This is a genomic window from Bradyrhizobium sp., from assembly GCF_019244115.1.
GTDB lineage: Bacteria > Pseudomonadota > Alphaproteobacteria > Rhizobiales > Xanthobacteraceae > Bradyrhizobium.
In genome coordinates this window covers 1-23,898 of the sequence record NZ_JAFATE010000216.1, presented here as the reverse complement: position 1 = coordinate 23,898, position 23,898 = coordinate 1, and the positions used below count along the sequence as shown (strand labels likewise).

Here is a 23,898-nt window from a genome sequence, read left to right as displayed (position 1 = left end):
AATTCGTTGCGACCAAATTCCGCTTGCCCGTTACCGTGTCCGATCGGCGAGTGCAGCCTTGACGGCGGGACTCGCATGCAAGGCCCCCAGCACGCTGACGGAGGCAATGGTGGCGCGGGCAAGCTCGGGTGTGACGTCCTGGGCGATGCTGGCAAGACCCAGGACGTTGATGTGCAGCATCTCGCCGGCGCGCCGCGCCGCTTCGAGATCCTCGCGGCTGAAGTTTCGCAGACCGAGATCCAGACTTTTCCGGGCCGTGGACTGCTTGACCACGTCGGCGTGACGTTCGAGCTGGTTACGGATTGCCGTCCGAATGAAATCCGTGCGGTTCGAGTAGAAGCCCTCCTGTACCATCAGGTCGACATGACCGAGGTCGACATAGCCAAGATTGATCGTGATCTTTTCACTGTCAGGGGGCTTTGGTCGGAGTTCGCGCACATTGTCGGGCATGATCGTTTACCATCCGATTTCCATCTATACGGATGGTATAAGGATGGTAGAGCGATTGTCAAGCCGTTCCTGCCCCCTCCGCGGCCGCGAGAGAAGCCTGGTCACCTCATCGTAAACGCAAGCCAGCATGCGGTGATGGAGTGAGCATTGTCTCATCGTCCACTCAACGGACTTGGACTCTGCGCTTCAACCCAGTCCACCTTGCGCGCGAACCTGAGCATTTGCCGTCGGCACCGTGAATTGAAAGATCGCTCCACGCGGCTTGTTTGCGGACACCCAGAGGCGACCGCCATGCGCGCGGATGATTGACCGGCATATCGAGAGGCCCATACCCAGACCAGTCGGCTTGGTGGTGTAGAAGGCGTCAAAGACGCGCTCGCAATCGGAGGGCTTGAGGCCGGGACCGGAGTCCTGAACCGCTACGGTCACGGCGTCGGTGTCGAATTCTGCCGTGCTGATGACCAATTCCCTAGGTCCTTCCCCGGGGCCTCTCATCGCCTCGACGGCATTGACGACCAGATTCAGGACCACCTGCTGCAGTTGAACGCGATCTCCTTCGATCAGAGGCAGGTCTTCCGCGAGTTTCGTTTGGAGCACGACGCCGTTCTTGGCCGCCTCGCCGCGCGTCAGATCGCCGATTTCGCGGACCGCCTCATTGACGTCGAAGCTCTCATTGCACGGCGCCGACTTCTTGATGAGATTTCGGATGCCGCTGATGATGTTCCCGGCGCGGGCTGCATCCATGATGATCTGCTCGAGCGACTCGCGCGTTCTGTCCAGTTCAGGAGGCGCCCTGGCAAGCCAGCGCAGAGCGGCGCTGGCGTTGGTATCGACCGCGGTGATCGGCTGGCTGATCTCGTGAGCAATCGTCGCGGTGAACTGGCCCATCGTGGCGACGCGGTTGGCGTGTGCCAACTCGGACTGCATCTGGCGGAACAATTGCTCGGCCTGCTTGCGCTCGGTCAGATCAAGCACGAAAGCCACACCTTGATTGCCGCCGACCTCGAAGCTTGCGGCACCGATCAGCACGGGAACGCGACTGCCATCCTTGCGAAGATAGTCCCTCTCGAACGGCTGTGTCGTCCCGGTAATCTTGACATCCTGCAGCGCCTGGTCGGCCCGGTCGCGCCATTCCGGTGGGATCAGATCCGTCCAGCGCACGCGGTCAGAAACGAAATCGTCCCGATCGAAACCCAGCATGCGGAGAAACGTGTCATTGGCCTCGATGACCCGACCTTCGAAGTCGAAGATGACTATCCCAATGATGTTGGCGTCGACGAGGCGCCGGATTCTTCCTTCGCGCTCCGCCAGTTCATGGTAGAGATGACTATTCTCGAGTGAGATCGCCGCTTGAGACGCGAGCAGCTTGAGCAACGATGCGCGAGCCGGCGAGAATGCGCCCGGTGTCAGACTGTTTTCGAGATACAAGACCCCGATCAGTTTTGCCTGCCGAACCAGCGGCAGGCAGAACACGGAACGGCATCGGTTGCGAGCGAGGTAGTCATCCGATGAAAATTCATTGTCAGCCAAGGCGTCGCTCAGCACCACGCTTTCTCGTGTCCGCAGCACGTACTGCAACATCGTCAGAGCAAGCTCCGATCCCATAGCAGCCGTCCGGATCATGCGGACCTCGAGCCCGTCGCGATGAACCTTGGCCTCGGCTTCGATCCGGACGTCCTCGCCCTTGCAGAGTATCAAAAGGCCTCGATCGGCCCCGGCATGCTCGATGGCGATAGCCATGAGTTGCTGGATCAGCTTCTCGAAGACGATCTCGCACGAGAGCGCCTGCGATAGCTTGATGACAGTGGCGAGGTCCAGTTGTTCCAGCGACGTGCCGATGGTGCCGCTGCCGGTGCGAGACGGGCCTGCTTCGCCGAGCAGGGGGTGCAATTCATCGAGCTGCCTCACTTTACCGAGCGCGCCCCAGCGCAGGTAACAGTAGCGCGCATTGCGAAAAAATGTCTGCGCGATCGTCTCGAAGCCGCGGCGCGAATAAAATCGCCCAGCGAGCTCGTTGCCGAGGCCCTCGTCCTGGATGAAGCCATGCTCGCGGGAGAGCCGAATGGCATCCTCGTAGAGGTGCTCGGCGTCCAGCTCACGGTGCTCGAGGCGGGCGACTTCGGCGGCGACCAAGGCATGCCGTCCGCGGAAGACCGCCGCGCAATTGTCCGCCCATTCGCGCAATTGCTTCAGATGCGCCCTTAGCGCCTCCAGCGAGGGACCAGGCTGGGCCGCCCCGGCTGCTCCGTAAACGGCGGCAATCGCCAAAGCATCGAAGAAGCAATACTCGGCGACGTGAATCTGGGCGTCCGACGACCACAGCAATCGTTTGGCGCTGTCGGCCGCGGTGATCGCCGCCTCGTAGTCCCCCGACATGAATCGGGCCTGAAGCTTGAGCACCCAGTACCAGCAGACCATCGTTGCCATTCGCTCGCCGGTCAATTGGGCCTCGAATATCGCTTCGTCGAACTGCCCGTCGCTGAAGGTCGAGAAATGCGCGGTGCGTCCGCGCATGTTCTGAATGAAGCGCTGCTGGCTGACGATGATATCCGCGGCATCGCGAAAATTGAGTTTTAGCGCGAAGGCGAGCGCCGCTTCCGTTTCGTGCCAGACCTCGTCGAGGTGGTCGCCGCGGACGAGAAGGGTTTCAATTCTGTAGTTGTGGCTGTAGCAGGCGAAAGTGTAATCGCCGGTGTCGAGCGCCGCCTGAAACGCCGTCGCGGTGAGATCGACCGCCGTTGCGATGTTCTGGCTCCAGAAAGCGAGCAGGCTCTTCGCCAGCAGGCTCTTGGCCTTGTGGACGAGAAATCCGTGTTTCTGGGCGAGCCGCACCGCCAGTTCGCCGAACCGATAGCCTTCGCCATAGCGATGAAACACCGGGCCAAGCAAAACACCGAACCAGGCAAAGCCGAACGTGGTGGCCGATGTCGTTCCGAATTTCAGGCTCAGATTGACCAGATAGCAGGTGTTCAGCCGCATCAGGTTCACGTCCGTGACGTGCGCCGGCGCTGAAAGGTCCGAGAGGATCGCCACCGCCGCAAGCATGTCCACATTGCTCATGAGCGGCAGATCGATCAGGCTTTCGATCGAGCGTCCCGCGAGATTGTGCCAAACCTCCTCGTATGCCGTCTTGACCTGCTCATCGCTCGGATGCGGAGACATCTCGATCCCGAACAGCCGAACGCAGAGCAACGCGCTCTCGACGGCGCGCTGGTACTCCGATCGCATGACGTGGAGCACAATCTTCAAGCGATAGACCGCTGCCCGGTCGGCGTCCGAGGCGGCTCGCTCCAGCAGCTCCGCGATGAGTTGTTCGGGCACTTCGGTGCTGCCGCTCAGGAACTCGCATTCGGCGCGTTCGAGGTGCAGGGCGAAGGCGAGCTCGTAGGCCTCGTCCCAGCCGACGGAGCCGAGCAGCGCGATCCCGGCCTTCAGGTAGCGGCAAGCCGAGACGTAGGCAGTCGATGACTTGGCGCGCCTTCCGGCTCGCAGGTTGAGCGATGCAATGCGCCGCCGCTCGTCGGCTTCGGTGAACAGATCGCCGCCGCGGGCAAGGTCTGACGTCTGCTGTTGTCCGCCGCCGGAAGCGATCGCCACGCCATGATTGAGCTGGTTGGCGATGTCGAACAGCTGATCGGCGATTTCATCGTTTGTCAGCCGAGCGAGGAGTATCCGTCCGATCCGGACGTGGGTCGCGGCCCGCCGGCCTTCCTCAATCAATGAATAGGCTGCCTCTTGAATACGGTCGTGCAGGAACTTGTAGGAGCCGTCCACCCGCATGATGAGGTCGGCCCGCTTTGCGTCAAGCAGGGCGCTTTCAAGCTTTTCGCGCGGCCCATCATAGGCAATCTGCAAGGTCCTGACCTGCGCCAGGCTGCCCATGCAGGCAAGCAGCTTGAGCAGGTCCCTGGTGCCATCAGGCAGCCGCTGCAGCCTGGCAACCATCAGATCAACCACATTGTCCGAGTGCGGCTTGGCGCGGATGCGGTCGACGTTCCAGTGCCAGGACGTTCCGTGCGCATCATGCTGAATGAGCCGCTCCTCGACCAGCTCCGTCAGCAGTTGGACGACGAAGAACGGATTGCCGAGCGTTCTGCTGTAGATCAGTTGTTCCAGCGCCGCTGCCTGGGCCGGCTCGCAGTGCAGTGTATCTGCCACCAGCCTTCGCAGATCCTCTGGGGTGAGTGGTGCAAGCGGTATTTCACTGATGGTCACTCCGGCCTTGCGGATCGCTTCGAGGTTGCGCATCAGGGGATGTGCGCGGCCGGTCTCGTTGCTGCGATAAGCTCCGATCAGCAGCAGATTGCGCATATCGTCCCGGGTCAGCAGATTCTCGAGTACGTCGAGCGTCGCCATATCGACCCATTGCAGATCGTCGAAAAACAGAACGAGAGGATGTTCCGTCCGCGCGAACACACTTATGAAACGGCCAAGCAGGACCTGAAATCGTTGCCGGACCTCCTGTGGTGGCAGATCCGCAATGCTTGGCTGCTCTCCGACGATGAGCTTCAACTCCGGTACGAGATCGACCATCACCCGCCCATTCGGGCCCAGTGCCTCGCCAAGATCGTCACGCCAAACACGCAGTTCGGCGTCTGGTCGACCCAGCAGGGGACGAATCAGATTCTTGAAAGCCTTCGCCAACGTCGAGTACGGGATATCACGCTCGTATTGATCAAACTTGCCGGCTGCAAACAACGCTCGCGACGACGTGAGCACTTTTTGCAGCTCATTCACGACCGCCGACTTGCCAATGCCGGAATAACCCGACACGAGCACCAGTTCCGCACGACCGCCGCTGGCGATCCGATCAAACGCGGCAATCAGCGCCGAGACCTCCTTCGCCCGGCCGTAGAGCTTTTCGGGAATCACCAGCCTGTCCGGCGTGTCCTCTTTGCCCAGCTGAAAATCGTCGATGTGGCCCCGCGCCTGCCATTCCAAAAGGCAACGGCGCAGATCGCTCTCGACGCCGGCTGCGGTCTGGTACCGTTCCTCGGCATTCTTGGCGAGGAGCTTCAGCACGATTGATGAAACAGGCCCGGGGATGGTGGCGAGCTGCTCGCTCGGAGGGACCGGCGCCTTCGCAACGTGGCAGTGGATCCACTCGATCGGGTCGGCTGCCGAAAACGGAAGTGAGCCGGTCGACATGCGATAGAAGGTGACACCCAGTGCATAGAGGTCGCTCCGCGAGTCGATCGAGCGATTCATCCGTCCCGTCTGCTCGGGCGCCATATAGGCCAAAGTCCCTGCTATGGTCTCTGGCGGGTTCGATGATTGGCGCTCACGGAGCAGGCGAGAAGCCATGCCGAAACCGGTCAGCCGTACCTGTCCGGTCAGTTCGTCCACGAGGATGTTGGCGGGATTGACGTCCTTGTGAACGAGACCCTGCTGATGCACCTTGCCGAGAACGGCCGCGATGTTGATGGCAAGGGGCAGGAATCGGCCGATCTCCATCGGTGCGCCAAGCAGTTCTTCGAGCGGACGACCTCCGGGATCTTCGAGCACCAGCATCACGTGACCATGCTCGCGCAGGAGCTCCAACGGCCGCGCCGCCCAGGCGCTGCTCAACTGATTCTTCAGCGCGTATTCGTGTGCGAACCTTTCAAGCACCAGGGGTGCGGGATGCTCGGAGCGCGGAAGCACGGCCAGAACGGCCGGGTCATCCGTGCGATTCCGTCGATTTCTGTAAAAGATGCGTTCGCCGTCCTCCCAGGCCACACGGAGGTCGAAGTCCATCATCGCGCCGAACCAAGATGACGAGCTCAACGGACCGCTCCAATCGGCTCCCGATCCTTAACGCGAGAACTTCGGCAGCTCACGTCTATTGCTTAACACGCGAGGCTGGCGCCACCAATCGTGCAATCGATTTCACGCCCGCTTTGGAGGGAGTCTCAAACGTCGTGTGAAATGCAAGCGCGAGCCAGCTTTATCCGTGCGTACTCCGCTCATCGCGCCGGATGCGGAGGCGGATACCGATATCGGACGCCTGTCTGCGTCCAAACAGATCGCATCGCCTGTGCATCCGCCTGCGCACCATGGTAAGAGTCTTGGCTGGCGCCGGGCAAGGCGGAAGCCGCAATGGAATCCGACATCAAGCTCGCCTTCGATATCCTGGCCTTCACCTCAGTGATGGTGCTCATCGTGCTTGGTCTCGGCGTGATTGCCGGCATGATGGGCATCTTCAATTTTGCCCATGGCGAGTTCGTTCTCCTTGGCGCCTATACGCTCTTCGTGTTTCACGAGCGCGCGCTGCCCCTGTGGCTCGGGATCGTCGCAGCGCCGCTCGTGCTTGCGCTCGTCGGCCTGGTGCTCGAGCGCGCGGTGATTGGGCGATTCTACGCGAATCCGATCATGGCGATGTTGGGCACCTTTGCCACCGGGCTGGTCATCCGCGAGGTGATTCGCGGGCTCCTCGGCGGCCACTACAAAGCAATTCCTGAGCCGGCCTCCGGGGTCATCTCGTTCGGCGGCGTCGATTTCCCGGTGTGGCGCGCCGTCATCATCGGTACGACGACCATCGTCATACTGGCGAGTTGGTTCTTTCTTGCCCGCACCTCGATGGGTCTGCGCATCCGCGGCGCGCTCGAGAACCCGATGCTGGCGCGTGCCTGCGGCATCTCCACGGCGCGGCTCTATACCATCACCTTCGCATTTGGCTCGGCGCTGGCCGGCCTCGCCGGGGCCTTGATCGTTCCGCTCTACGGGCTTTCCGCTGACATCGGCATCCGATTTCTCGTCCAGGCGTTCCTGTCCGTCATGCTCGGCGGCGTCGGCAGCTTCCAAGGTCCGGTGCTCGGCGCCTCCTTGGTCGGCGGTATGGCGGCCGGACTGCCCTGGCTGGTGTATCCGGTGTTGGCCGACCCGCTGGTTTTCATCATTGCACTCGCCATCGTGAAATTCAGGCCGCAAGGCCTTATCGGCAAGGGGAGACTTTAGCCATGTTCAAGCAGTCTTCACGCGTGCGACACTCGCAGAGCATCGACCGTCGCCAACTGCTGCGGGGCAGCGCAGCGCTGACCGCCGCCGGGTGGATCGGTGGGCTTGCCGGCGGCTTCCTGCTCCGCCCCGAATGGGCTCACGCCGAGGGCCCGATCAAGATGGGAATTGCAACCGACATCACCGGGCCGATCGCGCCGGGCGGCAATGCCAACTGGCAAGTGGCGCAGTACGCGGTCGAGCAGATCAACCTGAGCGGCGGGATTCTAGGCCGTCCGATCGAACTGTACCTCGAAGACACCGCTTCGGACCCGAAGATCGCGGTCGGCAATGTCCGCAAGCTCATTCAGGAACACAAGGTCGACGTCGTGCTCGGCGGCATCACCAGCGCGATGCGCCAGGCGATCAAGGACCCGATCGTCAACCGTGGTCGCACCCTCTATATCTACCCGCAGCTCTATGAAGGCCAGGAATGCACCAAATATCTCTTCTGCACCGGCCCAACTCCCGCCCAGCAATGTGATGAGCTGATCCCATATCTCATCAAGAAGCTCGGCAAGAAACGCTTCGCGATGCCATCGGCCAACTATGTGTGGCCGCAGCTGCTCAACAAATATGCCCACAAGGTGATCGAGGCAAACGGCGGAGAGGTGGTGTTTGAGGAATACTACCCGCTCGACCAGCTCGAATATTCCGCGACGGTCAACAAGATCCGCGATGGCAAGGTCGACTGCGTGTTCAACACCGTCATACCGCCCGGCCTGCAGCCGTTCTGCAAGCAGCTCTACGAGTCCGGCTTTCAGAAGAACGGCGGCATCCTGAGCTGCGTCTATTTCGATGAGAATCTGCTCAATTACGTGCCGGCCCAGGAAATGGAAGGGCTCTATACCTGCCTCGATTACTTCCAGGCGCTTGACGATTCCTTCGACAGGAATCTGCAGGCCGGATATGCGAAGAAATTTCCCGATACCAAGTTCCCGTTCACTGCCGGCAGCGCCGCCACAGGCATGTATCGCGGCGTGAAATTCTACGAGGCCGCCGTCAAGACGACCGGCGGCAAGCTTGGGCGCGAGGAGGTGGCAGCCGCAATGGATGCTGGCAAGCTCGAGAACGGGCCCGGCGGGCCGGCCGAAATGGTGCCGGGCAAGATGCATTGCAAGATGAACATGTATGTGGCGGTCTGCCGGCTTGAGGGCGACAAGACGAAGTACGAGGTGATCAGCAAAGCCGCCATGGTCGACCCGAAGGAATGCTGAGGGCGCACAGATCGAGGTCGAGACATGAGGGACGCCCTTGAGCGCCTGCGCAACGCGGTGGTCGCTCGACCTCCCGGAGAAAGCGATCTCGTGCCCGTACAGCAAGTTGGCGCATCGGGTAGATCGCCGTCGAAACGGAGAGGCGTGCATCGGCCGCTCCGCATGCTGCCCCTCATCGAGCTTGCCGTTCTCGCCATCATGGTCGCGGCGCCGCTCGTGCTGAACGAGCGGGCGGAATTGATCACGCTCATCACCAATATCGCCATCCTCTCCTTGCTCGCCATCAGCTTCGATCTGTGCTGGGGTTTTTCCGGTATCATGACCTTCGGCCAGGCGCTGTTTTTCGGCGTGCCCGGCTACGTGATTGCGCTTATCGGCCGCGATCTCGGCTTGAGCCAGATCTGGCTCACCCTGCCGCTTGCCATGATCGTCGGACTGTCGTTTGCCTTCGTCGTCGCGCTATTCCTGCTCCTCGGGCGCCGCCCGACCCCGATCTTCATCGCGCTCGGCACGCTCACGGGTTCGTATGCGGCCGAGCGTCTCGTCTCGGGGTGGCAGTATGTCGGCGCCGGCAACGGCCTTTCCGCAATCAAGCTGCTGCAAGTCGGATCCCATGAGCTCGTGGAAGGCACGGAATTCTATGCGCTCGCCTGCATCATCCTGCTTGTGGTGTATCTCGGGGCCCGTGCCCTGGTGCGCTCACAGTTTGGTCTCGTGCTCGCCGGCATGCGCCAGAACGAGGAACGGCTCGATTTTTTCGGTTATCGCGTTCAGATATTCAAGGTGCTGGTGTTCTCGCTCGCCGGCATGATCTCGGGCCTCGCCGGCGCGCTTTATGGCTATCACCAGGGTTTCATCGGTCCAGGCAACATGGGGCCCGGCCTCTCGACACAGGCAGTGATCTATTGCCTGCTCGGAGGCTCCGGCACCCTTATCGGACCGGTGATCGGCACCGCGGTGATCGAAATCCTCACCTACGTGCTGGCCGACATCGACAGCATCAGGCAATTCTGGCCGGTGTTTCTCGGCCTGCTTCTGCTCGGCATCATTCTGTTCCAGCCAAGCGGCATTCTCGGCATGGTGGTCAGTGCCCGCGAGCGCATCGGCTCGTATGGTTCACGCCGGAAAGGCGCACGGCAGCCGGGGTAACCACATGGCACTCTTGACGGTCACAGGCCTCACCAAGATGTTCGGTCAGTTCCGCGCCCTGGACGGAATCGATCTTGTGGTGCGCGCCGGCACCTTCCATGGCCTCATCGGACCCAATGGTTCGGGCAAGAGCACGCTGCTCAAGGCGATCGCTGGCGCGCACGCTCCGACCAGCGGCAGCATCCGATTCGATGGCATGGACATCACCGGCTCGCTCCCGTTCCGACGCGCGCGGGCGGGACTTAGTCTGAAGTTCCAGATCGCCTCGATCTTCCCTGAGCTGTCGACCTACGACAACGTGCTGCTTGCGCTTCAGGCGCGAGACGGCCTGCCGTCGCTGCTAGGCTCGCGGACGCGCCGCATTCTCGACGCCGAGGCGATGGCGGCGCTCGACCGCTTTCGGCTCACCGATAGAGCCGACGATCTCGCGGGCGAACTCAGCCATGGTCAGCAACAGTGGCTCGAGATCAGCCTGGCACTGGCGAGCCGGCCGAAGCTGCTCCTGCTCGACGAGCCGACTGCAGGGATGAGCCCGGAAGAGCGTCGCCTCACCGGGGAGTTGCTCCGTCCGATCAGATCATATTGCACGCTGGTCATCGTCGAACACGACATCGACTTCATCAAGAACCTGTGCGATCATTTGACGGTGCTCGACCAGGGCCGGGTGTTGGACGAAGGCAGCGTCGAGCAGATCGAGCGTTCGATCAAGGTCCGGGAGGTCTACACCAGCCGTGTCTGACGGGCCAAGCCTGCTCGACGTGCACCACCTCAGTGCCGGCTATGGCCGTAGCCAGGTCCTGTTCGACCTGACCATGCTGGCGCCGCCGCGCGGCGCCGTCGCCATTCTCGGCCGCAACGGGGCGGGCAAGAGCACGCTGCTCAAGACCATCGCCGGCGAGATCAGGCCCATGAGTGGCATCATCCGTTTCGATCAGCAACAGACGGTGGATGAGCCAAGCGAGCGCCGCGTGCGCCGAGGTCTCGGCTACGTGCCGCAGGAGCACGGCATTTTCGATCGCCTGACGGTGCGCGAAAACCTGCTGCTCGGCGCCATCAACCAGAAGGACAAGTCGGGTATCGATCGGGTGCTTGCGATTTTTCCGAAGCTCGCCCGGCGGCTCGCCCAGACTGCCGCCACGCTGTCGGGCGGCGAGCGGAAAATGCTCGCGATCGGGCGCGCGCTGGTTGGCTGGCCGAAGCTGCTCATGCTGGACGAACCCACCGAAGGGGTCTGGGTCGGCGTGATCGACGAAATCGCCGAGCGGCTCGCAGAGCTCGCCAAATCCATCAGCCTCGTCGTGGTCGAGCAGCACATCGAGCTCGCGCTGTCCGTCGCCCAGTACGCCTATGTGATGGATCGCGGCTCGATCGCGCTCGAAGGCCCGGCGGGTCGGGTCCGTGCTGACGCAAATCTGGCACGCTATCTCTCGCCGTGAAACGAGGCGGCGGAGCCGTCGCTGTTTCCGTTGGTACAAACAGGGGAGGATCCCATGGCGGTTCAAGTTCCAAAACCCGACCAACTCCGCGCTGTCGCCGATGAAGTGGGCTTGTCGCTGACCGGCGACGATGTCCAGTCCTTCATCAATCTGATGCGCCCGAGTGTCGCCGCCTATAACGTCGTCGACGCGATGCCCGACAATCTGCCTGTCGTGAAATATCCGCGCACGCCCGGCTACCGTCCGCTCGGCGACGAGAACAAGCACAATGCCTGGTACGTCAAGACGGTGGTGGAAGGGGCGCCAACTGGAAAGCTGCACGGCAAGTCCGTGGCTCTCAAGGACAACATCATGCTCGCCGGCGTGCCGATGATGAACGGCGCCTCCACCCTCGAAGGCTATGTTCCCGATGTCGATGCCACGGTGGTGCAACGGATCCTCGATGCCGGCGGCACCATCATTGGCAAGGCGCATTGCGAGTACTTTTGCCTCTCGGGCGGCAGCCACACCTGCGCGGCCGGACCGGTGCACAATCCGCACAGGATGGGCTACTCGGCAGGGGGCTCGTCATCGGGCAGCGCAGTGCTGGTCGCGCTCGGCGAGGCCGATATGGCGCTCGGCGGCGACCAGGGCGGCTCGATCCGCATGCCGTCATCGTTCTGCGGAACCTACGGCATGAAGCCGACGCACGGCCTCGTTCCGTATACGGGAATCATGCCGATCGAGATCTATGTGGACCATACCGGCCCAATCACCGCGACCGTGGCCGACAATGCCCTGCTCCTCGAAGTGCTCGCCGGTCCAGACGGCTATGATCCGCGGCAATACGACGTCAAGGTTCACCCGTACACCAAGGCTGCAGAAGGCGGCGTCAAGGGCATGAAGATCGCGGTCGTGAGCGAAGGGTTCGCGCAGCCGAACGCGGAGGCGGTCGTCAACGAGAAGGTCCGTGCGGCAATCGGCCGTCTGGAAGGCCTCGGTGCCGAGATCCGTGAGGTCTCGATCCCGATACACTTGATGGGAGGTGCGATCTGGATGCCGATCGGGGTCGAAGGCCTCACCCAGACGATGATGTGGGGTGACGGCTACGGAGTGAGCCGGCCCGATCTCTATGTGACGAGCCTGATGGATTTTCATCGCGGATGGCGATCACGGGCCAATGAACTCTCCGAGACGACCAAGCTCTTCACCATGTTTGGGACGTACATCCGCAAATACTATGGCAGCCGCTATTATGGTAAGGCGATGAACATCTGCCGGCGCCTGACCGCGGCCTACGATGCGGTGCTCGCCGAATGCGACCTGCTGGCCATGCCGACCACGCCCATCAAGGCGACCGAGTTGCCGGCGCCTGATGCGAGCCGCGAAGACTTCATAGGCCGGGCGCTCGACATGATTGCCAATACCGCGCCGTTCGACATCACGCATCATCCGGCCATGGCAATTCCGTGCGGCATGGCTGACGGGCTGCCGCTCTCACTGATGCTGGTCGGCCGCCATTTCGACGAGCCATCGATCTATCGTGCGGCATTCGCATTCGAGCGGACGGCAGATTGGAGGAGGCTGTGAGCGCTCCTTCCCGCAACGACCTTGCGCCCTTTCGGTCGTTGCCCTGATGCTGGTTGTCGGACCGCTCTTTGCACGAACAATGAAGGCTCGTATGTTTTCGCAGGCAAGGCGATCCTGACCTGCATCGCCTCACCTCGGGGACCGGAGGCTGATGGCAACGATGGACTTCTGCGTGATGATGTCATCCCTTGACCGCACCCGCCGTCAGCCCGCTGACGAGATAGCGGCGCACTGCGAGCGAGAAAATCAGCACCGGCGCCATCACCAGCGAACCGCCGGCGGCGATCTTGCCCCATTCCCAGCCCTCATAGTTCATGAAGTTGACCACTGCGACCGGCGCGGTGCGGGCATTGGTGCGGGTCAGGATCAGCGCGAAGAAGAAATCGTTCCAGGCATAAAGGAAGCAGAGGATCGCGGTCGCAGCGATGCCGGGTGTCACCATCGGCAGCACGATCTTGGTGAAAACCGTGCGCGTCCGCGCGCCGTCGACGAGCGCGGCCTCTTCCAGCGAGATCGGCACCGTGTCGAAGAACGGCTGCATCATCCAGATCACCAGCGGCAGGTTGAAGCTGGTGTAGACCAGCACGAGGCCCGTGATGGTGTCGAGTAGGCCGATCCAGCGGTAGAACAGGAAAAACGGAATCGTGAAGGCGATCGGCGGCGCCATGCGCGTGGCCAGGATGGCAAAGCCGAGCGCATGCTTGCCGCGTCCAGTCCGGCGCGACAGCGCATAGGCGGCAGGCACTCCCAGCAGCAGCGCGAGCGCGGTCGAGAACGAGGCGCTGAGCAGGCTGTTGACGAAGGAGGCCGAGAACGCGCTGTGCCAGAGCGAGGCGTAGTTCTGAAGCGTCGGCGTGAAGACCAGAGGCGGCGGAAACTGCAAAATCTGGTCGTTGGACTTGAAGCTCATCTGCAACAGCCAGAGGAACGGCGACAGCAGCAACAACAGCGTCACGACGATCGCGGCCAGCCGTCCCGGACTGGCGCTGCGCCCGAAACGCGTGTTCATGCCATCGCCTCCCGGCGGCGGCCCATCCAGACCAGGCCGAGGCTGATGCCGGCCACCAGCAGCAGCATCACGACGGTGACCGCACTGGAATAGCCGATCTCGTTGGTGTCGAAGGCGAGGAGGTATGCGTAGTAGTTGGTGACCTCGGTCACCGTGCCGGGCCCGCCGCCGGTCAGCAGGAAAATCAGCGGAAACGCCTTCACGCTGTCGATCAGGCGAAACATGCCGGCGATCACGAGGATCGGCGTGATGAAGGGCAGGGTGACGTACCAGAAGATCTGGAAGCGGCCGGCACCGTCGACGAGGGCGGCTTCCGAATATTCGTCCGGAATGGTCTGGAGCGCCGCCAGCACCATCAGGAAGGTGAAAGGCAGCCATTCCCAGGTGTCGGCGATGATGATCGCGGTCAGCGCGAAATCGACGCTCGAGGTCAGCGCCGGCATGGTGAAATGCAGCAGCTGCGCCGCGTAATAGAGCGGGCTGATATCGGGCGTGTAGATCAGCTTCCAGATCACTGCAACCACGATCGGCGGCAGCACCATCGGGACGAGGAAGAAGGTGCGGGCGAATTCGACGAAGCGCGACTGCGTGTTGAGGAGCAGCGCGAGCAGCATGCCGAGCAGCACCTGGAACAGCACGCCCCAGAACGAGAGTTTTGCCTGGACGAGCAGCGAATTGACAAATCGCGGATCGCCGGGCAGCAGTTGATAGTTGCGCAAGGGCGCGGTGAAATCGGTGGATGAGCCCGGCGTCGTCAACTGGAACGGCGTCAGGCTCGTCACCACGAGATAAAGCGCCGGCAGCATGGCGACTGCGAACAGCACGATCAGGCTCGGCGTGAGCGCAAATGCGATGAAGCTGCGGCGCTCGGCGTCGATTCCACCCTCGGTCAAAGCGTAGTTCCGGCCCGGCGAAGCGCGGCGATGGCCTGGTCCTGCGCCGCGTTCATCGCCTCCTTCGCAGGCAACTGGCCGGTTGCGACTTGCTCGAAGGCCTTGTTGAGCACGTCGCCGACGATCGGGAACTCCTTCACGGTGCGATATGCCATGTAGTTCTCGCCCTTGGCCGGCAGCTCCAGCACCTCGAGATAGAGCGCACCGAGGTCCTGGCCGTTCACCATATTCAGCTTGCGATAGACATCGCTGGTGATGATCGAGCGCCGGCAGATCGAGGAATGACCATGCTCCTTGACGAGGCGCATCGAGATGTCAGGGGAGAGCGACCATTTGATGAACTCCCAAGCCGCCTTCTTGTTCTTGGCATTTTTGGGAATGCCGAGGCCCTGGCTGTTCGAGGCCGGGTAATCATGCACGGGACCGGCCGGCATGCGCACCACGCGCGAGGTGTCCTTCACCTTGCTTTCGTCGGAGAGCAGTATCGGCGTCACCCAGGCGCTGGAATGGATGAAGATGTTGGAGCGGCCGGTGAGCAGCGATTGCCGCGCCTGGTCCTCGGTATAGGTCAGCACCCCCTTCGGCGCGCTCTTCAGCAGATTCGCATAGAACTCGATACCCTCTATGGTCTCCGGCTTGTTCAGCGCCGGCATGATGTCCGTCGGCGGATTCCTGAAGATGTTGCCGCCGAAGCCCTGAATGTAGGGCGGCAAATTCCAGTGGTGGAGCTGGAAGGAGGCGATGCCGCTCGTCCCGTCGGTGCCGTTGATCTCGGCGCACACCTGCTGGAGCTCCGCGAACGTCTTCGGGATTTTCAGCCCCTTCTTGTCCATCAGGTCCATGCGCGATAGCCCCATCACCATCGCGCCGCCTTCCCAGGAGTAACCATAGGTGCCGCCCTTGGCGTCGCGATAGGGCACCTGCGCGCCCTCGACGAAGTCCTTCGGATTCCACTCCGCCGGGGTCAGGTTGGGATCGTCGGTGAACTCGTCGAGATTGGTAAGCAGCCCGGCCGCGACCCAGCGCGCAGCGAGGATGAAGGTGACGTTCACGAAATCATAGGCCGAGCCGCCGGACGACAATTCGAGATTGGCCTGCTGATTGTAGACCGGGAACGCCGAGAGCTGGAGATCGACCTTCATCCCGGTCTGCTCCTCGAACTCGGGAATATAGTTTTGCAGCAGGGTGAAGAAACGGTGCTGGAACGAGGCGCCGTGCAGCGTGAGCCCGGCAAACGGCTTCGTCTGCGCGATCAGCGGCGCAGGAAATGCCGCGAGCGCCGCGCCGGCGGCGCTCGCTTTGAGCAATTTGCGCCGGGTGATCGCAAGACGAGCATTGCGGGCGATATGGTCCGCGTTCTTCATGATGGCCTCCCTCAACTCTGCATCTGTTTTCAACGCGCCCGTCTGGTGCGGGCGTTATCCTCCTCGGCATCCTTCTTCCTCTGGCGTGACAGGGCCAAGATGATGTTCTGTTCGGTGAGATCCATGAGCTTGATCATGGCCTGGCGTGCCCGATCGGGATTGCGCGCCCATATCGCGTCCAGGACGGCGCGATGATAGGGCAGGCTCTTGCGCGGTGCGCCAGGATTCTGGGTCGAGAGGTTGAACGACATGCGCAGCGCCGCAGCGACTGTGGCCCCGAAGGCGATCAGAAAGTCGTTTCCTGTGGCGATGAGAATGCCGCGGTGAAATTGCAGATCTGGCTCGGCATAGGCGAGGCGGTCCAGGCCGGCCGCATCCATGCCGCGATAGGCCCGTTCGATCCGGGCAAAGTCCTCGTCGGAACCGCGCACGGCGCAGATCGCACAGGCCTCGGGCTCGACGATCCTGCGGATCTCGAGGAGCTGCTGGGCGAACTCCTGCGTCGGCAGCTCGGACAAGGTCCAGTTCAAAAGCTCCTCGTCGAGCATGTTCCAATCGATGCGCGAGCGCACATGCGTGCCGGCCTTCTGCCTGGAGACGATCAGTCCCTTCGCCTTGAGCAGCGAGAGCGCCTCGCGGATGGATGCGCGGCTGACATCGAAGCGGGACGCAAGCTCGATCTCGCGGGGCAGCGTCGTGCCCTCACGCCACACGCCAGTCAAGATCAGCCGTGCCACTTCGCGGGCGACCTGTGCGCTCGACTGCGGGCTGTCGTTGCTATCAGCCTTTGCCACGTTGATCCCAAGGTTGCGAAATTAAATGTCTGATTTATTACGAATCCAACCCACTCGGACGCAAGGAAGCAGCGCTAGTTTGCAGAATAGTCAAACCTCGGCTGGTTTGACAAGAGTTATTATGTCAGACATATTTTTTCATGGATTGAATGGCGCGTAGGACAAGACGACCGTGACCAAGCCCCACATCGTGCTCGTGATGACGGACCAGCAACGCTTCGACACGATCGCGGCAACCGGTCATCGCTATATGAATACGCCGAATCTCGACCGCCTGGTGCGCGAAGGCGTCTGTTTCGACCATTGCTTCATCAATGCGCCGAGCTGCGTGCCTTCGCGCGCGGCGCTGTTTTCCGGCCTCTATCCGCATGCATCGGGCGTCCTGCGCAACGGACAGGCGTGGCAAAAGACCTGGGTCAACAAGCTCGCGGAGGCCGGCTACCACTGCGTCAATGTCGGCAAAATGCACACGATCCCCTATGACGCGAAGGCGGGCTTCCATGAACGCTTCGTGGTAGAGAACAAGGATCGCTTTTTCGAGGGACGATGGTTCGCCGACGAACTCGACAAGGCCTTCGCCGCACATAAGCTGACCAAGCCGTCGCGCGCCGGCTATCGCAGCCTGCCTGACTATGGCGACCGGCTGGGCGCATTCACATGGGAGATGCCAAAATCCTTGCATCCGGACATCTTCGTCGCCGAGACCGCGATGTGGTGGTTGCGCAGCCGTCCCAGGCCGGAGGCGCTGTTCATGCAGATCGGTCTGCCGGGGCCGCATCCGCCCTATGATCCGCTGCTGGAATATCTGGAGCATTATCTCGCGCGAACCGATCTTCCGGTCCCGCAGCCGACACAGGACGAGGTCGACGGACTGCCAGCCTACCTGAAGGAGAAGCGGCGGCACGACACCGAGGTCGATCATGATGCGGTGTCATGGAAGCTCGCGCCGACGCATGAGGAGATGCGGCGCCTGCGCACGCATTATTATGCCAACGTCACCATGATCGACGAGCAGATCGGCCGGCTGCTGGAGACGCTGGAGGATACGGGATATCGCGAGGATTGCATCCTCATCTTCATGTCTGATCACGGCGACAATCTCGGCGAACACGGCCTCAGCCAGAAATGGTCGATGTACGAGCCGGTGACCCGCGTGCCGCTGCTGTTCTGGGCGCCCAAGCGTTTTGCGGGCGGACGGCGGATCCGCGAAAAGTGCCAGCTGTTCGATCTCGGTCCGACGATACTTGATTTGGCCGCGGCGCAGCATCCCAAGCCCTTTCAGGCCCGCAGCCTGCTCGCCGCGCTGAAGGGCGAAAACTGGACCGGCCGCGACTTCGTGTACAGCGAGCAGGCCGGCGACGTCGCCATGACGGGTGCACGGCTGATCACCATGGTGCGCGACGACAGGTGGAAAGGGGTGTTCATTCACGGCGCGAAGGACGGCCAGCTCTTCGATCTGGCGAATGACCCTGCCGAGCAGAACAATCTGTGGGGCGCGGCCGAGCATCAGGTTGTCGTGAGCCGCCTCAAGGAGGCTTTCATCGACTGGCGACAGGATAGCCTGCTCGAGACGATGGACCTGTATGCGTCTTCGCGCTGATTGGACGATCGCGACGGCTGCAGTAAACGGCGCAGATTCGCGGCGCGATTGCCGGATTTCACCCCAAACGATGCGCCCATAGGCATGGCAAGCGATTGCTTCCGCAAAGGGGCCAGAAGGTGGTGCTGAGAGGCGCCAGGCCCGCGGCTATGCCGCAAGCCGTGACAGCGCCGTCCAATCGAACGTAACGCCATGACCGAGCCGGCTGGGCGCGAGCGCCATTCCCTTGTCAAGGGTCATGGGGTGCTCGATGTAGTGATCCAGGCCGAACCCGTGCGCCTCAAGATACGAGCGGTTCGGGCACGCCGCAAGCAAATGCACGGTAATATCGTGCGCGCCATGGCTGGTGACTGGCAGATTGAAAGCCTCCGCAAGCCGCGCAATCTTCATGAAGACGGATACGCCGCCGCAATTCGTCACGTCGGGTTCCGGGTAGGACAAGGCGCCCGCAGCTATGTAGGCCTTGAATTCCCAGAGGGTGCGCAGGTTTTCCCCCGCCGCGACCGGCATACCGCCGGCTGACAGGATGCGGGCATGCCCGGCGACGTCATCGGGAACGGTCGGCTCCTCGAGCCAGGTGAGGTCGTAAGGTTGCAGCGCCCGAGCGGCGCGAATGGCCTCCTCGACCGTCCATTTCATGTTCGCATCCACCATCAGCGGAAAGCCATCGCCGAGATGGTTTCGCATGGCCTCCACACGGGCAATGTCGGATTTCAGATCAGGGCGGCCCACTTTCATCTTGATGGCCCGAAAACCCTTGGCGAGATTATCGTCAGTCTGCTTCACCAAGGCCTCGACAGGCAGATCAAGATCGATGCCGCCGGCGTAGCAAGGCACCCGCGCATCGAAGCCGCCGAGCAGACGAAACAGCGGCAGATTGGCACGCCGCGCCTTGAGGTCCCACAATGCGATGTCGAGCGCGGATTGCGCCAGCACTGTCGGTCCGCCGCGTCCGCCATAGTGCAGGCCCCACCAGACCCGATGCCAGATGGCTTCAGTGTCATCGGCTTCGCAGCCTTCGATCAGTTGCGGAATCTCGCGCCTGAGGATGTCGGCAATCGCCCCGCCATGGCGGCCGACGGTGTAGGTGTACCCGACGCCTTCGGCACCGTCGCAATCGCGGACGCGGCAAGTCACAAGCTCGAACGCCCTGATCTCGCCGTGCGTTGAGTCGGAGAGAGTGGCTGCGAGCGGGATCCGATACAGTCCGGTCTCGGTTGACTTGATGGCTGCCATGGTGCTTCACCCACGTTCTTCTGCACGGTAGGGCGATTGCGGCGGCCCGGCAATCGACTGCAAGCGCATCCAGCGACGCGCCAGCGCGCTCGGCATTCGAGCCGCGACCCGAAAACGCGCCGCGGTGCGGCAAACCGCAGAAGAAAGCGGCGGACTAGAACGTCCGCCGCGTGTTGTTTTGGCTATTTACCCTCTTTCTCGACCTTTCGCTTTTCGTCTTCGTTCATTTTCTTGATGGTCGGATCCGGGCTGACCTCCCCGGTGGTCTGCGTTCTTGACGCCGGCGGGGCCTGGTTTGGAACGGAGCTTTGTTCCGGTGATGCCGGTCGCGTTGCGGTGGCTGGTGGCGGATTCGTCTGGGCGCTCGCCGGCAGGGTCAAAAGAAAGACGCTCGACAGCAGGGATAATGCGAGCGTCTGGAATTTGCGCGCACCGGGCTTGTTGGGTGAGTTTTTCATCGATCGGACTCCTTGATCGGATCGATGAGAACGAACCGCCGCGGGTTAGCGTTCCACCGTCTCAAGCTGCTTGGCGATCGGCGGTGCCCGAATTCGCTTGCCGGACGCGGCAAAGGTGGCGCGAGTGCAGGTGCGAAGGGCGGCGCCCGGGTTCGCCCACTCCGCTCGGTGGCGTATCGTGACCGCGAGGCACGATGTGGGCGCTAGTTACGAGCGGCCGCCGCAGCTGGATTTACAACCTGAATTCGAGATGTCGGGCAAACGGATAGGCGACCAGTTCAAGGCGCGCGTGACCGCGGCCTCAAGCCGCCGGCTAAAGCGACGTTGGAATCAAGGCGAACCCTGCTCGCCGTATCTGGAAGCGGATGCTTTCTCGGACTGGAGCGCGGCGCGAGCAGTCTATGAAGACTGCGGGCGTTGTTCGTGGCGTGGGCGTCGTAATCGTTGTTGAAGTAGATCCAGACCCGCGTCGCGCCGCTGGCTTTGATCCTGTCCGCCCAGACCTTGAGCTCCGCGTCCGAATAGTCGTGCCTGTACCATCGTTGGGGGCCGTGCAGCCGCACGTAGACATCATCCGCGGTGCGGACGAGCTCGTCCGGCAGCCGCGGGCCGCTGCAGGAACAAAAGATAATTCCGGCTCTCCGGAAAGCGCGATAAACCTCTTCGTTCCACCAGCTCCTATGCCGAAATTCGACGGCATTGCGGCGCGCCGGGTCCAGCTGGCTGACGATCGCATTCAAGCGCGCCTTGCTGTAGTGGAAGCTCGGCGGCAACTGGAACAGAAAGCAGCCCATGCGCTCGCCCAAGAGGTCGGCGATCAAGCCAAAGTCGCGGATGAGCGTTTTTGTGCCCCTAAACCTTTTCACATGGGTTATGAGCTCGCAGACCTTCACCGTGTAAACAAAGTCTCGATTCCTAGGCTGACGCCGCCACGCCTGAACGTTGGCAACGGTCGGCCAAGAATAGAAGGAGGCGTTCATTTCGACCGTATCGAAGGCAGCCGAATAGTGCTCGAACCAGTCTGATTGTGGCACGCCTGCGTAAAAGGCGTCCCGCCATTTCCAGTAGCGCCAACCCGAGCACCCGACATAGATCTTGTGCTTCAATTGCGGGGCTTTCGTCCGGCGCTCGCCCTCGGTTTTGAGGCGGACCTCATGCATCTTCGCGGCGCGCCCGATGTTGGTCTCTCGTTGCTTCGCGCGGCGAAGCTCACGACGCGCTCGCCGCTGCTCGGGCGTGAGTTCTGCTCTGTCGGCCGATGTTCGGGCATGTGGCGTGATATCGGCGGAGGAGGTTTCTGCGGCTTTCATAGCAGGATCATTTGCTGAGCGCGGATGACGATTTCTTCCTGAGAGAGCTCCTTTTCCAGCCGTTCGCGTAAGGACCGCCAGAACTCGGGCACCAGAACCTCAGTCATGACTTCAACGACGGCGATGTTGTCGCGCTCGGTTTCCCTGCCGCTCTGCCACATGCCTTGACCCGGCGTGCGCAAGAAGCTCGTGACGCCGCCGAACTGTTCGGTGAGCTCTTTCAAGAGCTGTTCAAACCAGGTTTGCGGGATCGGCTCGCCTTCGCCGGTCTGCCGCGGCAGAAGGATCTGCACGAGGTAGGAAGCGGCCTCACTCATGAGACCGTTCTTGCGCGGGCGTTGCCGGCCCAGCTGCCCAGCAGGGTGTCGGTACTGACGGTTTCCACCTGCTCGCCGAACCGGTTCATGTAGACATTCATCATGGCATCATGGGTTTGATCCGCGGAGCTGCAGAGCGCGTCGGTCACGAGAATGACGCGAAAGCCCCAGTCCACGGCTCCCAGCACAGTAGCCAGCACGCAGACATCGGTCTCGCCGCCGGTGATGATGATGGTGTCCACGCCCGCGCCGCGCAGCTGCCGATGCAGGTCGGTGCCTGTCCAAGGCGAATAGGCATGCTTGTTGAAAATGCGGGCCGGGGGGACGAAGCGGGCGAGGTCAGGGACAAGGCCGATCATGTCCGCGCCCAGCTCATCAATGGTCATCGCGCTCCATCGCTCGTAGTAATGCCGCCACATCCCGACACCCTGGCCGGGCTTCTGAGCGGGAATGAAACGGGTAAAGAGAGTTCGTTCGGAATGCGCGGAAGTGATCTCGATGATGTTTGGCAGAACGCGCTCAAGCCACGGCATCTTCCATTCGGTGCCTTCTGCGAACATCCTTTGCATGTCCACGCACAGATGAAGGGCGTGCTCGCCGGGAGCGCCGTAGCGCAGCACATCCTCTTTTGACATGGCCCTGCCCTCGAAAGATACGCTCTAACGGGATCGCACCGGAGTTGGTTCCTATCGCCACTCCCGCGCCTTGGAGCGCGGGGCACGGGTTTCAGAATCGTCCGATCGCGCGTTGCAGGATTTGCATGGGCTCGGCGTCATCGCCGGCCCAGGCCACGAACTGATCGGGGCGCACCAGGATCAGGCGGGCGGCATATTTTTCGCGGCCGTCCGCCGCGCTGTCCCGGATCACCTTCATCGGCAGGTCGAGCGTCGCAGCCGCCGCTTCGAATGCCGCCGCGGTCTCGTTCGCCCCGAGATCGATCAGGGTGAAACCCGGGCCGAGCTCCTCAAACACATTCCGGCCTGACGACAGAGGCTGCGGCGTGAGGTGATGGCCTGCCCGCGCCGCGTGAGCATGGGAGCCGATCGCGCTGCTGACAGCACCTTCAGGCCCGAATATGATCGGCGAGCCCTCATAGTTCGGCTCGAAGGCGTTGACCTCGTCCCGCGCGCCGGATTGCCTCATCCGCCAGGCCGCTTCGAAATCGGCAAGGTCGCGGACCGGATCGTGCCTTGCCATAAAGTCGCGGTCGACGACAATCGCCTTCTCGATGAAGTCGCGCGCGGTGGAGGCGAACACCGGCCGCCGCTCGGCATCATAGCTGTCGAGCAGAGCAGGGCCGGCCCAGCCCTTGATGCTGGCTGCCAGCTTCCAGCCGAGATTGACCGCATCCTCGAGGCCGCTGTTGACGCCATAGCCGCCATAGGGCGGATGCGAGTGCGCGGCATCGCCCGCGATGAAGACGCGGCCGGCGCGATAGCTGTCGGCCAGGGCGAAGCGCAGATCCCAGAAACCGATATGCTCGAGGGCGACATCGAATTCGGCGCCTGCCGCGTCGTACAGAAAGGTTTTGAAGTCGAAATTGTCGCGCGTGGTCCCGGGGGGAACCGGGGCATGGAAGAACCAGGTGCTGCCGAGATCGACACGTCCAAAAAACTTCCAGTAGCCGCCGAGCTCCGGGTGCAGCACGCAGTAGAAGGATTTGCCGGGATAGCGTGCAAGATGCCGGTGCAGGCCGGTCGAGCGAAACACCAGAAGCACCATCAGGCGGTCATGATCGGAACGGGTCTGGGTGATGCCGCTCTGGTCGCGCACGATCGAGCGGCTGCCGTCGCATCCCACCGCATAGACGGCGCGCAGCGTTTTTGCCGCGCCATCGCGGCCGACGATGTCGACGCTGACACCGTCCGCATCCTGGGTGATCGCCCTGCAGGTCCAGCCATACATTGCTTCGATGGCCGGGATCTCTCCGGCCCGCCGGCGCAGCACGGCTTCGGTCGCATATTGCGGCAGCCGTTCATTGTCGGTGAAATAGAACGGCCGCACCAGCTCGCGCTGCAGCCAGTCGTGGCTGTAGTCGCCGAGCAGGGTGCGGTAGCTCGTCATGCCACCGATGCCGTAGTCGCGCGGGATGGTGCGCGCCGCGCGCAATTGTTGTTCCGC

The 23,898-nt window shown here is 62.2% G+C and carries 19 protein-coding genes; 7 read left to right on the top strand and 12 right to left on the bottom strand.

What is annotated here, in order from left to right; translation table 11 throughout:
• Positions 1 to 30: 30 nt before the first annotated feature.
• Both JOZ76_RS09630 and JOZ76_RS09625 read right to left on the bottom strand, forming a co-directional pair.
• On the bottom strand, positions 31 to 450 hold the full coding sequence (locus tag JOZ76_RS09630; protein ID WP_291698394.1) for a CopG family transcriptional regulator: 420 nt from the start codon (positions 448 to 450) through the stop codon (positions 31 to 33).
• A 186-nt stretch (positions 451 to 636) separates the two neighbouring features.
• The gene (locus tag JOZ76_RS09625) at positions 637 to 6,216 is read right to left on the bottom strand and encodes an AAA family ATPase (RefSeq protein ID WP_291698393.1); all 5,580 of its coding nucleotides are present in this window, start codon (positions 6,214 to 6,216) and stop codon (positions 637 to 639) included.
• A gap of 312 nt (positions 6,217 to 6,528) precedes the next feature.
• Between JOZ76_RS09625 and JOZ76_RS09620 the strand changes: the two genes are divergently transcribed.
• The 6 genes from JOZ76_RS09620 to JOZ76_RS09595 all read left to right on the top strand — a co-directional run bounded on the left by JOZ76_RS09620 (position 6,529) and on the right by JOZ76_RS09595 (position 12,796).
• Positions 6,529 to 7,386, top strand: coding sequence for a branched-chain amino acid ABC transporter permease (locus JOZ76_RS09620; protein ID WP_291698392.1), 858 nt, complete (start codon positions 6,529 to 6,531; stop codon positions 7,384 to 7,386).
• Between the two features lie 2 nt (positions 7,387 to 7,388).
• Entirely contained in the window at positions 7,389 to 8,642 is a 1,254-nt protein-coding gene (locus JOZ76_RS09615) for an ABC transporter substrate-binding protein (protein ID WP_291698391.1), read from the top strand.
• Positions 8,643 to 8,804: 162 nt separating this feature from the next.
• Positions 8,805 to 9,791: a branched-chain amino acid ABC transporter permease gene (locus tag JOZ76_RS09610; protein WP_291698390.1), complete on the top strand. Its 987-nt coding sequence runs from the start codon at positions 8,805 to 8,807 to the stop codon at positions 9,789 to 9,791.
• Between the two features lie 4 nt (positions 9,792 to 9,795).
• Positions 9,796 to 10,530 carry an ABC transporter ATP-binding protein gene (locus tag JOZ76_RS09605; RefSeq protein ID WP_291698389.1) on the top strand — a complete coding sequence of 245 codons (735 nt, stop codon included), beginning with the start codon at positions 9,796 to 9,798 and terminating at the stop codon, positions 10,528 to 10,530.
• Positions 10,523 to 11,227, top strand: coding sequence for an ABC transporter ATP-binding protein (locus JOZ76_RS09600; RefSeq protein ID WP_441300002.1), 705 nt, complete (start codon positions 10,523 to 10,525; stop codon positions 11,225 to 11,227). The genes JOZ76_RS09605 and JOZ76_RS09600 overlap by 8 nt, the downstream gene beginning before the upstream one ends.
• A gap of 54 nt (positions 11,228 to 11,281) precedes the next feature.
• Positions 11,282 to 12,796: an amidase gene (locus JOZ76_RS09595; RefSeq protein ID WP_291698388.1), complete on the top strand. Its 1,515-nt coding sequence runs from the start codon at positions 11,282 to 11,284 to the stop codon at positions 12,794 to 12,796.
• Positions 12,797 to 12,977: 181 nt separating this feature from the next.
• Here the strand turns inward: JOZ76_RS09595 and JOZ76_RS09590 are convergent, their stop codons facing one another.
• From JOZ76_RS09590 to JOZ76_RS09575, 4 genes are read right to left on the bottom strand one after another with little or no spacing between them, the layout of a single operon-like run.
• Positions 12,978 to 13,805, bottom strand: a complete 828-nt coding sequence (locus JOZ76_RS09590; protein ID WP_291698387.1) for a carbohydrate ABC transporter permease — start codon at positions 13,803 to 13,805, stop codon at positions 12,978 to 12,980.
• Positions 13,802 to 14,698 (bottom strand): carbohydrate ABC transporter permease, encoded by an 897-nt coding sequence (locus JOZ76_RS09585; protein ID WP_291698386.1) that lies wholly within the window; start codon positions 14,696 to 14,698, stop codon positions 13,802 to 13,804. The genes JOZ76_RS09590 and JOZ76_RS09585 overlap by 4 nt, the downstream gene beginning before the upstream one ends.
• Complete coding sequence (locus tag JOZ76_RS09580; protein ID WP_291698385.1) at positions 14,695 to 16,062, bottom strand: ABC transporter substrate-binding protein; 1,368 nt, start codon at positions 16,060 to 16,062, stop codon at positions 14,695 to 14,697. The genes JOZ76_RS09585 and JOZ76_RS09580 overlap by 4 nt, the downstream gene beginning before the upstream one ends.
• A 29-nt stretch (positions 16,063 to 16,091) precedes the next feature.
• Positions 16,092 to 16,856: a FadR/GntR family transcriptional regulator gene (locus JOZ76_RS09575; RefSeq protein ID WP_291698384.1), complete on the bottom strand. Its 765-nt coding sequence runs from the start codon at positions 16,854 to 16,856 to the stop codon at positions 16,092 to 16,094.
• Positions 16,857 to 17,028: 172 nt separating this feature from the next.
• On the opposite strand from JOZ76_RS09575, the gene JOZ76_RS09570 reads away from it, so the two are divergent.
• Complete coding sequence (locus tag JOZ76_RS09570) at positions 17,029 to 18,456, top strand: sulfatase family protein (RefSeq protein ID WP_291698383.1); 1,428 nt, start codon at positions 17,029 to 17,031, stop codon at positions 18,454 to 18,456.
• Positions 18,457 to 18,603: 147 nt separating this feature from the next.
• Here the strand turns inward: JOZ76_RS09570 and JOZ76_RS09565 are convergent, their stop codons facing one another.
• From JOZ76_RS09565 to JOZ76_RS09540, 6 genes are all read right to left on the bottom strand, one after another.
• Positions 18,604 to 19,692: a mandelate racemase/muconate lactonizing enzyme family protein gene (locus tag JOZ76_RS09565; RefSeq protein WP_291698382.1), complete on the bottom strand. Its 1,089-nt coding sequence runs from the start codon at positions 19,690 to 19,692 to the stop codon at positions 18,604 to 18,606.
• Between the two features lie 182 nt (positions 19,693 to 19,874).
• Positions 19,875 to 20,150, bottom strand: coding sequence for a hypothetical protein (locus JOZ76_RS09560; protein WP_291698381.1), 276 nt, complete (start codon positions 20,148 to 20,150; stop codon positions 19,875 to 19,877).
• Between the two features lie 278 nt (positions 20,151 to 20,428).
• Positions 20,429 to 21,460 carry a DUF72 domain-containing protein gene (locus tag JOZ76_RS09555; RefSeq protein ID WP_291698380.1) on the bottom strand — a complete coding sequence of 344 codons (1,032 nt, stop codon included), beginning with the start codon at positions 21,458 to 21,460 and terminating at the stop codon, positions 20,429 to 20,431.
• Positions 21,457 to 21,753: a hypothetical protein gene (locus JOZ76_RS09550; RefSeq protein ID WP_291698379.1), complete on the bottom strand. Its 297-nt coding sequence runs from the start codon at positions 21,751 to 21,753 to the stop codon at positions 21,457 to 21,459. Before JOZ76_RS09550 ends, JOZ76_RS09555 begins: the two co-directional genes overlap by 4 nt.
• A gap of 20 nt (positions 21,754 to 21,773) precedes the next feature.
• Positions 21,774 to 22,412, bottom strand: coding sequence for a cysteine hydrolase family protein (locus JOZ76_RS09545; RefSeq protein ID WP_291698378.1), 639 nt, complete (start codon positions 22,410 to 22,412; stop codon positions 21,774 to 21,776).
• Positions 22,413 to 22,503: 91 nt separating this feature from the next.
• On the bottom strand, positions 22,504 to 23,898 hold a 1,395-nt coding region (locus tag JOZ76_RS09540; RefSeq protein WP_291698377.1), incomplete at its 5' end, for an FAD-dependent monooxygenase.

Excerpts from the sequence above, each read along its gene's own strand:
- JOZ76_RS09595 (WP_291698388.1), top strand. The coding sequence starts at position 11,282 with ATGGCGGTTCAAGTTCCAAAACCCGACCAACTCCGCGCTGTCGCCGAT.
- JOZ76_RS09590 (WP_291698387.1), bottom strand. The coding sequence starts at position 13,805 with ATGAACACGCGTTTCGGGCGCAGCGCCAGTCCGGGACGGCTGGCCGCG.
- JOZ76_RS09560 (WP_291698381.1), bottom strand. The coding sequence starts at position 20,150 with ATGAAAAACTCACCCAACAAGCCCGGTGCGCGCAAATTCCAGACGCTC.
- JOZ76_RS09555 (WP_291698380.1), bottom strand. The coding sequence starts at position 21,460 with ATGAAAGCCGCAGAAACCTCCTCCGCCGATATCACGCCACATGCCCGA.
- JOZ76_RS09630 (WP_291698394.1), bottom strand. The coding sequence starts at position 450 with ATGCCCGACAATGTGCGCGAACTCCGACCAAAGCCCCCTGACAGTGAA.
- JOZ76_RS09580 (WP_291698385.1), bottom strand. The coding sequence starts at position 16,062 with ATGAAGAACGCGGACCATATCGCCCGCAATGCTCGTCTTGCGATCACC.
- JOZ76_RS09615 (WP_291698391.1), top strand. The coding sequence starts at position 7,389 with ATGTTCAAGCAGTCTTCACGCGTGCGACACTCGCAGAGCATCGACCGT.
- JOZ76_RS09605 (WP_291698389.1), top strand. The coding sequence starts at position 9,796 with ATGGCACTCTTGACGGTCACAGGCCTCACCAAGATGTTCGGTCAGTTC.
- JOZ76_RS09545 (WP_291698378.1), bottom strand. The coding sequence starts at position 22,412 with ATGTCAAAAGAGGATGTGCTGCGCTACGGCGCTCCCGGCGAGCACGCC.
- JOZ76_RS09610 (WP_291698390.1), top strand. The coding sequence starts at position 8,805 with ATGCTGCCCCTCATCGAGCTTGCCGTTCTCGCCATCATGGTCGCGGCG.
- JOZ76_RS09565 (WP_291698382.1), bottom strand. The coding sequence starts at position 19,692 with ATGGCAGCCATCAAGTCAACCGAGACCGGACTGTATCGGATCCCGCTC.
- JOZ76_RS09620 (WP_291698392.1), top strand. The coding sequence starts at position 6,529 with ATGGAATCCGACATCAAGCTCGCCTTCGATATCCTGGCCTTCACCTCA.